The following is a 12,600-nucleotide window of genomic DNA, read 5'->3' as shown; positions in this document are numbered from 1 at the left end:
TTCTCAGTTGAGGCACCGAAGGCGTTTCGCGGGCATCTTCCGTGAGTCTCGTCGCCGGCTGTAGAAACCGGCTCCTCACCGGTAGAATCGATGAGTCCGGGACAGAGGGGTGCTGCTCACGCACAGCACCACCCCTCTGTCCCGGAGGACATGTGCATGTCTGTCTTCACGACTTTCGGATGACCGGGAGAAGGTGCCCCTGAATATGGCAACCCTGGGAGAGCTGGAACGCTCGGTGATGTCTCGGCTCTGGGATGAGCCGCAGGCGTTGAGCGCCAACGAGCTGCGTCACCAGCTCGGCGAGGACCTCGCCGTCACCACTGTGCTCACTGTGCTCTCCCGCCTGGAGAAGAAGGGCCTGGTCGTGCGGGACCGCGGACTGCGTCCGCACCGGTACTCGGCGGCGGCCTCCCGCGAGGAGCACACCGTCGAGCTGCTCAATGAGGTGTTGGGCACGGCCGCAGACCGCGAGGCTGTGCTGGCCCGTTTCATCGGTGGTATCTCCGACTCCGAGGCTGAGACGCTGCGCCGCGTGCTCCAGACCGGCTGAGTGCGCTGTGGCGCTTCCGCCGAGAACCCACCCTGACCACCCTTACAGGTCCGCACCGTGCGGACCCGTAGACTGGCCCGGTGATCTGGCTCGCCGCGTTCCTCGCCGTATTGGCGTTCGTGCTGGCCGTTCCGCTGCCCCGGCTGCTCAGCCGTGCCCAGTGGCGGGTCCGGTCGCCGTGGACGACGATGCTGCTGTGGCAGTCCGTCGCCCTCGCCGGGGGGCTCGCGCTGATCGGTGCGCCGTTGGTCTACGGGCTGCTCCCCTTCGGTGAGTCCGTCCCCGAGGCACTCTCCACCGTGTTCGGCCTGGCGTCCACCGCCGATGGCGGTGCGTTGGCTCAGCACCACGTCACCGCCTGGCATATCTTCTCGCTCTGTGCGGCGCTGCTGCTGGCCGTGCACCTGCTGCTGACTCTGCTGCGCATCTCTGTACGGACCATGGCCGCGCGGCGGCGGCATCGTGATCTCGTTCGGCTGCTCTCCTCTCCGCGGGCGCAGTCGGGGCCGGACCACACCGGCTATCCCGCTGACCCGCGCGTGGATCACCAGCCTCACCGAAGTCCAGAGCCCGCCGCGGCTCGGCCAGTCAGGCATCCGGGGGCGCTGATCATCGAGCATGAGACGCCGCTGGCCTACTGTCTTCCGGGGATCACCGCGGCCCGCTCGGTCACTGTGCTCTCTCGCGGCATGATCGAGGCGGTGGGCGAGCAGGACCTCGAGGCCGTGGTCGCTCATGAGCACACGCATCTGGCTCAGCGCCATCATCTGCTCACCATGGCTTTCGAGGCCTGGTACCGCGCACTGCCCTGGTTGCCGACCACCCGATACGGCCGTGAGGCGGTGCTCGAGCTCACTGAGATGCTCGCCGATGACGGCGCCCTGCGGGACCATTCCCGCGAGGCATTGATCCGCGCCCTGGCGCTGAGTTCCGGCACTGGAGCATCACGTAGCCGAGCGCTGGACTCGGCGCAGCGGCAGGACACAGGCAGCCAGACTCCGGGCGATGATCTGAGCACCGCACACTCCGATGACCTCGACGTCACTGCCGCGCGGCTGCGCCGCCTGCTGCAGGCTCCGAGGCCGATGCCGTGGGCCCAGCGGGCGGGCATCATCACCGGGGCCCTGGCGCTGCTTCTGGTGCCGACGCTGCTGCTGGTGCTGGTCTGAGCAGGCGGTCAGGTCAGGCGGTCAGGGCAGGCCGCCAGAGTATGCACCGGCTTTCCAATGCCGCGGTGGACGATGGACCGTGGAACATGGACGGTGGACCGTAGAGAGAGGCCTGCATGATAGACCCGTGGACAATGGAACCATGAGTACAGAGACCTCTGAGCTGCCGGAACCGCTCCGTGAGGCGCTGGCCGCCGCGTATACGGCCTATGCCCAGACCGCCCGCGCCCGTGGTGCGGACCGTGAGACCCGCGGAGCAGAATTCGCTGATCTCCTCGCCGCGCTGCGGGCGCAGCGGTGGCCGGCGAAATATCTGGCCGAGGTCTGCGGGGTCTCCTCCGAGCGGCTGCGCCAGATCAGTGCGCAGTACGCGACCGAGGCGGAACCGTCATTGCCCTGCGAGATCCCCGTGTATACGGCGGCACGGCGCAGACGCCGGGAACCGGTCCAGCGAGCACATCTCAGCGCCGAGGAGGCCGCTGAGATCCGCGGGTTGGCACCGGATGCCGCCCGTCATGCCGGCTCCCTGCCGCAGGATTCGCCCTACCGGCGCGCCAGCGACGGCCTCTCAGCCCTGCTGCGGCACCATCACCAGCGCGGTGTGATCTGGGCTGAGCTCTCGGATGCGACCCGTCCTTGGCAGAGCTGGCCGATCCCGCTGGATACTCTCGAAGAGCTGCGGGCTCAGGAACACCTAGGTGAGGTGTCCGCTATGCCGCCGCTACTGCGGGTCAGCGGCGTCCGTCAGCGGGTGGCGCGCAGTTCCTGATCGCGTAGGTTCCGATCACCGGGTTGTTGCTCCCCACCCGCCTCTGGGGTTTCACGCAGGTGCTCCTCGCTCCAGGCGTCCTCGATGTCCTCATCGCTGAGCTGTCCGCTGCGCAGACGGCGACGCCGTCGAGCCTCCCGGATCCGGTCTTGGGTGGAAACCCCGGCGGCACGGTGGACGATCTCCTCGCTGCCCTGCGTGTCCTCCGCCTCGGCCAGGTCTTGGTCACGGGCGTGGATCCGGGCGGCGTATCCCCACCCGAGGAAGCCGAGCAGGCCGAAGGCGTACCACTGCATGGAATAGGAGAGATGGGGTCCTTCGTCGAGCTCCGGACGAGTCAGCTGCTGCGGGGCCTGCTCAGGTGCGGGATCTTCTGAGGACATCAGCCCGTAGGCTCCCGGCATGAGGTCCTCCCCGATCTCAGCGGAGTACTCGGCGGTGTCCACTGAGGCTAGCTGGCCCTCCGGGGCGTCCCGGTCGATCGCCGGTTCAGCCGGTTTCAGCCGCATGATCAGTTCCACCTCACCCTCGGGCGGCTGGGGCATATAGGCGGGCAAGGAGCCGTCGGCCGAGTCCGTGGGCAGCCATCCGCGGCTGACCACGACGATGTCCTCACTGCCGGAGACGGCGAAGGGCACCAGCTGCTCGTAACCGATCGAGCCGGCGTGGGCACGATTGCGCACCAGTTTGGTGTCGTCAGCGAGATACTCGCCGGTCACCGTGGTCACCGTCCACTCGTCGGCGGCCGAGGGCGAGTCGTAGAGATCGCGCACCTCCGCGTAGGGCACGGGGTCCTCGTCATAGTTGGAGACCACCCGGTTGATCTCCTCCAGGGCCTGCTCGCGTCGATCGATCTGCCACTGGGCGAGGAAGGCGCAGGCCACTGCGAAGAGCACACATAGGGCGAGCCACCCGAGCCAGGTGGGAGTCAGCAGGAAACGGTAGCGGCTCACCGAGGGTCCGCCTTTCCGGCATCACCCGTCAGCCCGGTCTCTGCGCCCTCTGCCCGGCTGCCCCCTGGGCGGTCATCCTCTGCGCTGTTGCCTTCTGTCTGTGCACCTTCTGTCTGTGCACCTTCGGCCCTGGGGCCGTCTGGCTGTGTGCCTTCGGCCTGTGTAGCCTCAACCATCGGCTCGGTGGAGCGCCAGAACAGGCGCTGGCGGAGGAAATGCTCGAGCCATTGACGATGCTCCTCACAGGCGAGCCAGACCTTACGACGCTCCGGAGCGTGGATCTTGGGATTGTTCCAGAGGATCTGCCAGGCAGCCGCCGCCCGGCACCCCTTGCGCGAGCACTGAGGTGCCGTGGGCCCTGCACTGGGCTCCTCGGACTCCAAGGATCGCAGCAGGTCCATTGCTGTCAGCCTTCTTCCCTCCGGCGGTGTTCCTCCGGCTGTTGCTCCTCGTCCAGCGTGGACTCCAGCACACCGGGGATCACCCGGGGCGGTTCCGTGCCGGACGGCGTCTCGTCCTCTTCATCCTCCCACCATTGACGGGGTGGCTGCTGATCTGAGGCGGATGAGGCCGCCGATTCCGCGGCAGGCCCGGATGCCCCGGAGGGGGAACCCGATGTCAGCAGCGGGTCACGGTCCACGAACGAGCCGGCATCGCGGCCCCGGGCATAGCGATCCGCCCCGGCGTTGGCCGCGACAACGGCCACGTAGGGCAGGATCACCGCCGCAGCGAGCAGCACCCAGCTCATCCAGTTCTGCAGGACGACCGCAAGGATGAAACAGAGGATACGGATGCCCATGGACACCGCATAGCGCACCATCCGACGTGTCTGCTCCGCGCTATGCCGCTCGGGCGCATCGGTCAGCGAGTGGACGGGTTCGCTCATCCGAACCATTCTAGTCCTCTCATCTGAGTACGCCGTCGTCTCACCTGGGACGATGCACGTGAACCCGGGTGCTGCCTGCGGTGACACGGCATGTGACGAGACGGTCACCCGGGCCCTGGCATAGTGTGGGGAGGCGAAGCACACGCAGTCGTGCCATGACGATGACTGACGAGCACTTAAGGGAGAACGATGAGCGGACGCAGCGTACTGATCACCGGCGGCAATCGCGGGATCGGCCGCGCCATCGCCGAGGAGTTCCTGGCCGCAGGAGACAAGGTCGCCGTGACCACCCGCACCGGTGAGGCCCCCGAGGGTGCGCTGGGTGTGGCCGCCGATGTCACTGATGCCGCCTCTGTGGGTGCGGCCTTCACCCGTGTGGAGGAAGCCCACGGTCCGGTGGAGGTGCTGGTGGCCAATGCCGGCATCACCCGCGACACCCTGCTGCTGCGCATGAGCGAAGAGGACTTCACCGATGTGCTCGACACCAATCTCACCGGCGCGTTCCGCGTGCTCAAGCGCGCGTCCAAGGGCATGTTGCGGCTCAAGCGCGGACGAGTCGTGCTGATCTCCTCCGTCGTCGGGCTCTACGGTTCCCCGGGGCAGATCAACTACGCGGCCTCGAAGTCTGGGCTGGTCGGTATGGCCCGTTCCCTGACCCGCGAGCTCGGCGGCCGGGGCATCACTGCCAACGTGGTGGCTCCCGGGTTCGTGCGCTCGGATATGACCGATGCCCTGGACGAGTCCACCCAGGCGAAGTACCTGGACTCGATTCCGGCGGGTCGCTTTGCCGAGACCGAGGAGGTCGCCCGGGTGGTGCGCTGGATCTCCTCCGAGGAGGCCGCGTATATCTCCGGTGCGGTGATCCCCGTCGACGGCGGCCTGGGCATGGGGCACTGAACCCCTGGGATCGGCGTCCTCCAGAGACACCTTCTCCGTACATACGTCTCCTCCCCCTGATCGTTTCTCCCCCGCAGCACCCTTCCGAAAGGCGAGACACCAGCGATGACCGACAGTCAGACACAGCAGGATCTCGCCGGCGCCGGCGCGATCATCACCGGCTCCTCCCGCGGGATCGGTGCCGCGACGGCCGCACTTCTCGGTGCCCGCGGCGCCGGGGTCGTGGTCAACTACCGGCAGAAGGCTCCCCGTGCCAATAAGGTCGTCAAGACGGTGGAGGAGGCTGGCGGGCGCGCCGTTGCCGTCGGCGCGGACCTCACGGAGCAGGCTGGTGCGCAGTCACTGGTCGACGCCGCCATCGAGGAGTTCGGCGGGCTGAACCTGCTGATCCTCAACGCCTCAGGCGGTATGGAGTCTGACCGTGGGGAGGACTACGCGCTGATGCTGAACCGCGACGCCCAGGTACAGATGCTCCGCACGGCGATGCAGGTCATGCCCGCAGGTTCCCAGGTCATCTTCGTCACCAGCCACCAGGCTCACTTCATCCACCAGACGTCGACGATGGACTCCTACGAGCCGGTGGCCCGGTCCAAGCGTGCCGGCGAGGACGCCCTGCTGGAGATGCTGCCCGAACTCGACGAACGCGGCATCACCCTCGCCGTCATCTCCGGGGACATGATCGAGGGCACCATCACCGCCACCCTGCTTGAACGTGCTGAGCCCGGAGCCCTGGAGTCGCGCCGGGAAGCGGCAGGGCGGCTGTACTCCGTGGAGGAGTTCGCCGCCGAGATCGCCGCGCTGGTCGGCCGTGATGACCTCGAACAGGGGCATCTAGAGCTGGTCGGCGGGGCCGAGGACTTCCTGAACCAGCGGCAGGGCTGAGGCGTCACCGACTGACTATGGTGCAGCGGCGGTACCCACTGCCGGGGACGCCGGTCACCCTCACCGGCGCCCCGGCCGATATCAGCGTGCGGCTGGTACCCACCCCGGAGCTGCTCGACTGGTCAGCCAGCCGACAGCAGAGCGCCGACAGCGCGGTCCGGACCCGTGCCGCACGTCTGCGTGATCGGCGTCGGGCCGCCGTCATGACAGCATCACATCTGTGCCTTCGGGCCTTCCTCGCCGCCTTGGAGGGTGTCAGCCCGGAAAGCCCGGAAGCACTGCGGCTGAAGACGCACGAACACCGGGCGCCTGTCCTGGAAGGGTCCCAGCTGGCCATCTCGCTCTCACGTGCTGAGGATGCCGTCCTGATGGCTGCCGCCCCTCGGCCGATCGGAGTCGACATCGAGCAGCGACAAACACCCCGACAGGCCCGTCAGCTCCAGCAGGTGCTCCACCCCGCAGAACAGCGGCTGCTGCGGCGTCGTCTGCCCGGTCAGCGGGCCCGCACAGCCACGGAGATCTGGACTCGCAAAGAGGCGCGGCTGAAGGCTGACGGACTGGGACTCGCCCGTGACCCTGCCCTAGACCTGGTGGGCAGCGCTCGGCATCCGGTGGATCCTCCCGGGTACCGCCTCACCAGTCTGGACCTCCGTGACCTGCTCGGTCATGACCGGTGCTGTGCCGCGGTGTGCTGGTCCGACTGACCCGGCGGTGACCCTACATCGTCGGCCCTGGCTGCTTCGGCCTGGCTGCGGGGAACGATCAGACGGGCCGGAGCAGCGCAGAGCAGGCTCAGCAGGCGTTCCAAGGGCCCGCGCCCCGAGGCCCGTTGCCAGGCCATCGCGGCGATGATCGCCACCGCCATCTGGATTCCGAACCAGAACCACGGGGTGGCCTCGACGTCGACCCAGGAGAGGAAGACCAGGTGCGCAGTGTAGAAGGTCAGCGTCATCGACCCCACTGCCGCCACCGGTCGCAGCCACCGGCCCGCCAGCCGACTCACCAAGAGCAAAGTTCCCAATGCGGCCAGCGCGATTCCGCCACTGAGCGCCACAGCGAACGGCGTATTGGTGTGCGGGCCGTCGATGGCCAGCCACCACAGCGTCGTGGTCGGCAGTGTCGGCTCAGGTCCGAAGATCATGACATCCTCGACGCTGCTCGGTGTCGCGCCCGGAGTCCTGCTGACGATCTCCTGCATCCCGCCCAGGCGGAAGATCAGCAGCGCTGAGGCGGCGTAGGCGGATACCGCCAGCACGGCACCGCTGATGAGAAGCCCGATCTGAACTCTCTCTCGATGCAGGGGCAGCCGGCCCAGGGCCATGCCCAGACAGATGAACGCCATCCAGGTCACTGCCGGATAGCTGCCGGTCAGCAGCAGGCTGACCGTGACGCCGAGCGGATCGGCGAAGAGATCGACCAGGCTGGGGTTGATGACGCTCTCTGCGCCTGTGGAGCGGACCACCAGGTAGGTCAGAAACGGTGATCCCACCAGCAGCACCACCGCAGAGACGATGAGCCCGCCGGCTCGCATCAGGGTCAGCGGCACTGCCAGCAGGAAGAGCAGCCCGTAGTAGGGCAGGATGTTGTACGCCGGAAACCACATCAGGTTCAGCGCGAGCCCGGCCACCAGCAGAAGCACCGCTCGCAGCACCAACCCGACCCGCGAGCGCAGTCCTCGGCGCCCTGTCTGAACTCGCCGTCCCCCGGTCAGCAGGGCCAGGCTGAGCCCGGCCAGCACAGCGAAGAGGGCCGCCGAGTGCCCGGCGAAGAGGGTCCAGGTCACCGTGGGGCCCTGTGCGGCCTCGCTCCAGGCCGGCAGCGTATGGATGGCCACCATCCCGAACAGTGCCACCCCGCGGGCCACATCGATCCCCATCACTCGGCGCTGAGTGCGCCGGCCGTCGCGGGTCTGGAGCTTATAGACGGCCCCACCCTGCCTGGCACGGCGGCGTACTGTACGTCGACTCGGCCAGGATGCGGCTGCGCCGGTCGTCTGACCACCGGCATGCTCCACAATCTCCACCGGGCGGGTCGGGTCCTCAGCGTTCTCCTGGGCAGCCTGCTCCTCCCCGGTCCAGATGCGGCGCGGTCCGCGGGCACCCGGGGCCGGACGGATACCCGGCGGCAGATGCCCCTCAGGAATGTCCTGCACCGTGGACTCCCCGATGGACGTCGGGGTGTCCACGGCCGCCTGCTGAGCCGGCCGCACCGCCGTGTCAGTGCTGTCATTGATGGTGCTCATGATTGCGTCGCCTCCTTCACCAGCTCATGTCCCTGATCCGCTGGATCCGCTGTCTCTGCTGACGGCCTCTCTGAAGAGTGGGGCGTCTCTGGGGACTGCACGGGCTCTGCGGGGCTGTTGCCCTCGCCCGGCACACTGCCCGGAGCACTGCCCTGGCCGCTGCTTTGGCCGCTGCCCTGGCTGCTGCTGTGACCGACCGGATTGCCGGCCCAGACGCCGTCGGAGGGCACCATCTCTCCGCGCAGGACCAGTGAGCCGGGACCCACTGTGCTGCGTGCTCGCACACAGGAACCGGGAAGCATGAAACTGTTGGGCCCCAGCGTGGATCCCTCGTCCATCGTCACCGTCTCCAGTCCCATGACCCGATCGTGGAAGAGATGCGTCTGCAGCACAGTGCCACGGTTGACGGTCACCGCATCATGCAGGGTGATCAGATCGAACTCGGGCAGCCACCAGGTCTCACACCAGACGCCGCGTCCGATACGGGCACCCATCAGCCGTGCCCAGAACACGAACAGCGGGGAGCCGATGCTCATCCGCACCAGACTCGGCACCGCCAGTGATTCGGCGAAGGTGTCGGCCAGTTCGCTGCGCCAGACGAAAGTGCTGAACAGCGGGTGTTCGGTGCGCCGGAAGACGCCGAGCATGGCCCATTTCATGGCCACAGGAACCAGGCTGGCGAGTACACCGGCACCCAGCACCACCGGACCAGACCAGAGCGTGGCCAGAAGGACCCCTTCAGCGGGGCTGCCGGCGGAAAGGTAGATCATGGTCAGCACATAGACCACCATCAGGTCCAACCATGCGGTGATGACTGCCGGGAGGATGCGCAGAGACTCCACGGCGATGCGTGCGGCACGCAGCCGCCGGCTGGGACGGTAGGTGCCCGTCTGGTCCGCTTCGACCTTCACCCGCGGGATCGACTCGGCGCGGTTGCCCAACCACGAGGTGCTCTTGGGCGCCTGGTGCGGAGTGGAGGCCAACACCGCGACCAGGGAATCAGCCGGCAGATCCCGGTCCGGGCCCACGATCGCGGAGTTCCCGACGAAACTGCCCGCACCGATCACCGTGGTCCCCAGGTGCAGCCACCCGCCGCGCATCCGCGGCATATTGATCATCGCGTGATCGGCGACGAAGGAATCGCGTTCCAGCCGGGTCAGATGCGGAATGGTCTCCACTGTGGAGATCTCCGCCCCGCGGCCCACCGAGGCCCCCAGCATCCGCAGGAACACCGGTGTGATCACCGAGGAGTAGACGGGATAGGTGGAGATCAGTGTGCGCTGCAGCAGAGTATGGGTCAGCCAGGCCGCCCACGCTTGGCTGCCGTGCTGGGAGAAGTACCCGGGCGGCATCATCGCCGCCACCAGGCGCACCACGGCGATGACCAGCAGCAGCCAGGTCAGTGCGGTGAGCACGACGAACAGCGGAGCCCACACCGCCAGCACCGCGAAGACGTCCTCGTAGGCCTGCATCGTGATCACCTGCGGAAGGATCATCCCCACCGCCGGCGCCACAGCGATCACCGGCAGCGCCCCGATCAGCAGGACGCTGACGGAGTAGGTCAGCACACTTCGCAGACGGCCCCAGACGGAGAGCTCGGGGCTCTGCCCGGGATGACCCGCCGGCCAGGACTCACCGGCGGCTCCACGATGACACATCGGCGATCCGCCCCAGACCTGCCCATCGGGCACCTCGCCGTCGATGTGGGAGCCGGGAAGCACCTCGGCCCCCACCCCGATACGCGCGTCCGGGGAGGCGATGCTGCGCGTGCCCACCCGCGCGCCGTCGGCCACCGACACCTGACCGATGTGCACGGTGTCGCCATCGATCCAATGACCGGCGAGGTCGACCTCATGCTCCACCGAGACGTGATCGCCGATATCCACCAGGCCGGTGACCGCCGGGGCCTGATAGAGCACGGACCCTGTCCCGACACGGTTGCCGAACATCCGGTGCATCATCGGCGCCAGAGGCGTGCCGAAGAGCACCTCCAGGCGCTGATGCTGAATCAGACGCTCCGCAGCCCAGAGCCTGAGATGCTCACGGCCTCCTCTGAGGTAGTGCCCAGGGGTCAGCCGCCAGGTCAGCAGCCGGGCACCGGCCGCCGCCACCAGAAGACGCCCGGGCAGCGAGACGACCAGCAGCCATGCCACGATCAGCGGCAGCAGGGGCGGCTGCGGCACCCATCCGGCGTCGAAGACCACGGAGAGGATCCACACCACCATGAGCGCGCCGGTGACATAGCGGATGCCGTTGAGCATATAGAGCAGGGCGACGAAGCCGGTCTGCACCACACCGGCGCGGCGCGGCACTGGCCGTGGTGAGGGCCGATGCTCGGAGATCTCCGGCAAGGTGGCAAGGTAATCATGCATGGCCCGCAGGCTTGGATGGGCATAGAGCTTTCCGATCTCTGCGCTCGGGCGACTGCGGCGGATCTCCGCGACTAACCGAGCCAGTGCCACGGACCCTCCGCCGAGGGCGAAGAAATCGCTGTCTTCCTCCAGCGGCAGGGGTCCGAGCTGATCGGCCCACAGCTCCGCCAACCACTGCAGCTCAGGATCGAGTCCCGTTGTCGGTGCAGATCCCGTCGACAACGGCCAGGGCAGCGCGCCCCGGTCGACTTTGCCGGAGGTCTTCAGCGGCATCTTCTCCAGTTCGTGGAGCACCGGTGTGATGCCTCCGGGCAGCCGGGTGCGCATCTGCGAGCGGATCGCGTCGATATCGAGCTCGGCCCCCTCCTCGGCGACCAGATAGCCGACGAGGACCTCGGAGTCCCCTGCGGTGCGGTGCAGGGCCGCCGCCCCGACTCTGACACCGGGCATCTGGGTGAGGTGGTCGTCGATCTCACCGAGTTCCAGACGTCGACCGCCGAGTTTGATCTGGTCATCGGCCCGGCCGCCGAAGATCAGGCCCTCCGGTTCAGCGCGGACCATATCTCCGGTGCGGTAGGCCCGATCCCATCCCAGACTGGGCAGCGGCGCGTATTTCTCCCGGTCCTTCTGCGCATCCAGATAGCGGCCCAGGCCCACACCGCCGATGACGAGCTCACCGGTCTCTCCCCAGCGCACCGGTGCTCCGTCACCGTCCACCACGGCCAGGGCCCATCCACGGACCGGGCGGCCGATGCGGACCGGCGGATCGGATGTGAGCAGGTGGCCGGTGGCGATCACCGTGGTCTCAGTGGGCCCGTAGGTGTTCCACACCTCTCTCCCCGGACGGACCAGCCGGGCAGCGAGCTCCTGTGGACAGGCCTCCCCGCCGAAGATCAGCAGCCGCACCGATTCCAGCGCCTGGGCCGGCCACAGTGAGGCCAGCGTGGGAACTGTGGAGACCACGGTGATCGCGTGGTCCACGATCCATCGGCCCAGCTCCGGGCCGGAACGCACCACATCCCGCGGCGCCGGGATGAGTGTGGCGCCATAGCGCCAGGCCAGCCACATCTCTTCGCAGGAGGCGTCGAATGCCACAGAAAGCCCGGCCATCACACGGTCGCCGGGGCCCGGCGGCCGCCGTGTGAGATACAGATCGGCTTCAGCGTCCACCAACGCCGCTGCCGAGCGGTGGGTGATGGCCACGCCCTTCGGCGTCCCCGTCGAGCCGGAGGTGAAGATGATCCACGCGTCGTCGGCCGTACCGGGGGTGCTGAGGTCTCCGCCGGGTTCCACCCCGTCACGGACGGTGAGCTGAAGGCTCTCTCCGAAGACGGCGGCGGCTCCAGCTTCGGCCCAGACCGTCTCGGCCCGGGAATCGGGATCGTCCCAGTCCACCGGCACATAGGCCGCACCCGCGAACAGCGTGGCCAGCACCGCGACGTAGAGATCGACCGTGCCGGAGGGCACCCGCACACCGACCCGGTCACCACGGCCGATCCCCAGGTCCCACAACCGTTGCACATGCTCTTCGATGAGCTCCTCTAACTCACCGTAGGTCACGGTGTCAACGGTTGAACCCCCTGACTGCCCGGCAACAGCGCTGGAGGCTGCGCTGGGTTCTGCCGGGGCCGCGTCGGCATCGATGGCGAGGACGTCACGGTGTTCCTCGATCGTCGCCTGCAGGATATCCACCAGGGTTCGTCGCTCCGGCGGCTCCGCAGTGCCGAAGATGGCCAGTTCCGGGTGGTCAGGCGCGGAGGATCTGAGGTCACTACTCATCTGAGGCTGCATACTCCCTGGGTCGAGACGCGATCGCCAGTCATGGCGATGCGAATCGAATGGTAGGAAGGCGCAGGGGTGCGGGGTAACTGTGGTGCGGG

The 12,600-nt window shown here is 67.8% G+C and carries 11 protein-coding genes; 6 read left to right on the top strand and 5 right to left on the bottom strand.

The genetic code is table 11. The features are described from left to right. Positions 1–205: 205 nt before the first annotated feature. From RIL96_RS11860 to RIL96_RS11850, 3 genes are all read left to right on the top strand, one after another. Positions 206–550 (top strand): BlaI/MecI/CopY family transcriptional regulator, encoded by a 345-nt coding sequence (locus tag RIL96_RS11860; protein ID WP_310549233.1) that lies wholly within the window; start codon positions 206–208, stop codon positions 548–550. An 80-nt stretch (positions 551–630) separates the two neighbouring features. Beyond that, positions 631–1,719: a M56 family metallopeptidase gene (locus RIL96_RS11855; RefSeq protein ID WP_310549232.1), complete on the top strand. Its 1,089-nt coding sequence runs from the start codon at positions 631–633 to the stop codon at positions 1,717–1,719. A gap of 142 nt (positions 1,720–1,861) precedes the next feature. Further along, the gene (locus RIL96_RS11850; RefSeq protein ID WP_310549231.1) at positions 1,862–2,488 is read left to right on the top strand and encodes a hypothetical protein; all 627 of its coding nucleotides are present in this window, start codon (positions 1,862–1,864) and stop codon (positions 2,486–2,488) included. Here the strand turns inward: RIL96_RS11850 and RIL96_RS11845 are convergent. From RIL96_RS11845 to RIL96_RS11835, 3 genes are read right to left on the bottom strand one after another with little or no spacing between them, the layout of a single operon-like run. Further along, positions 2,464–3,441 carry an SURF1 family cytochrome oxidase biogenesis protein gene (locus RIL96_RS11845; protein WP_310549230.1) on the bottom strand — a complete coding sequence of 326 codons (978 nt, stop codon included), beginning with the start codon at positions 3,439–3,441 and terminating at the stop codon, positions 2,464–2,466. The two genes, RIL96_RS11850 and RIL96_RS11845, sit on opposite strands and share 25 nt — an antisense overlap. Beyond that, positions 3,438–3,842 (bottom strand): hypothetical protein, encoded by a 405-nt coding sequence (locus RIL96_RS11840; protein WP_310549229.1) that lies wholly within the window; start codon positions 3,840–3,842, stop codon positions 3,438–3,440. Before RIL96_RS11840 ends, RIL96_RS11845 begins: the two co-directional genes overlap by 4 nt. A gap of 5 nt (positions 3,843–3,847) precedes the next feature. Continuing rightward, positions 3,848–4,327 (bottom strand): DUF3099 domain-containing protein, encoded by a 480-nt coding sequence (locus RIL96_RS11835; RefSeq protein ID WP_310549228.1) that lies wholly within the window; start codon positions 4,325–4,327, stop codon positions 3,848–3,850. Positions 4,328–4,516: 189 nt separating this feature from the next. On the opposite strand from RIL96_RS11835, the gene fabG reads away from it, so the two are divergent. From fabG to RIL96_RS11820, 3 genes are all read left to right on the top strand, one after another. Next, positions 4,517–5,224 carry a 3-oxoacyl-ACP reductase FabG gene (fabG, locus tag RIL96_RS11830; protein WP_310549227.1) on the top strand — a complete coding sequence of 236 codons (708 nt, stop codon included), beginning with the start codon at positions 4,517–4,519 and terminating at the stop codon, positions 5,222–5,224. Between the two features lie 105 nt (positions 5,225–5,329). Further along, a complete protein-coding gene (locus RIL96_RS11825) occupies positions 5,330–6,106 on the top strand; it encodes an SDR family oxidoreductase (protein ID WP_310549226.1) in 777 nt (258 codons plus the stop codon). Positions 6,107–6,123: 17 nt separating this feature from the next. Continuing rightward, positions 6,124–6,810: a 4'-phosphopantetheinyl transferase family protein gene (locus RIL96_RS11820; RefSeq protein ID WP_310549225.1), complete on the top strand. Its 687-nt coding sequence runs from the start codon at positions 6,124–6,126 to the stop codon at positions 6,808–6,810. Here RIL96_RS11820 and RIL96_RS11815 read toward each other — a convergent pair. Further along, complete coding sequence (locus RIL96_RS11815; protein ID WP_310549224.1) at positions 6,771–8,348, bottom strand: heparan-alpha-glucosaminide N-acetyltransferase domain-containing protein; 1,578 nt, start codon at positions 8,346–8,348, stop codon at positions 6,771–6,773. The two genes, RIL96_RS11820 and RIL96_RS11815, sit on opposite strands and share 40 nt — an antisense overlap. Further along, on the bottom strand, positions 8,345–12,499 hold the full coding sequence (locus tag RIL96_RS11810; RefSeq protein ID WP_310549223.1) for a Pls/PosA family non-ribosomal peptide synthetase: 4,155 nt from the start codon (positions 12,497–12,499) through the stop codon (positions 8,345–8,347). Before RIL96_RS11810 ends, RIL96_RS11815 begins: the two co-directional genes overlap by 4 nt. Positions 12,500–12,600: the final 101 nt, after the last annotated feature.

Origin of the sequence: Nesterenkonia aerolata (assembly GCF_031470965.1) — a bacterium.
Classification (GTDB): Bacteria; Actinomycetota; Actinomycetes; order Actinomycetales; family Micrococcaceae; genus Nesterenkonia; species Nesterenkonia aerolata.
The sequence above is the reverse complement of the archived record's forward strand: the minus strand, read 5'-3'. Positions and strand labels throughout refer to the sequence as shown.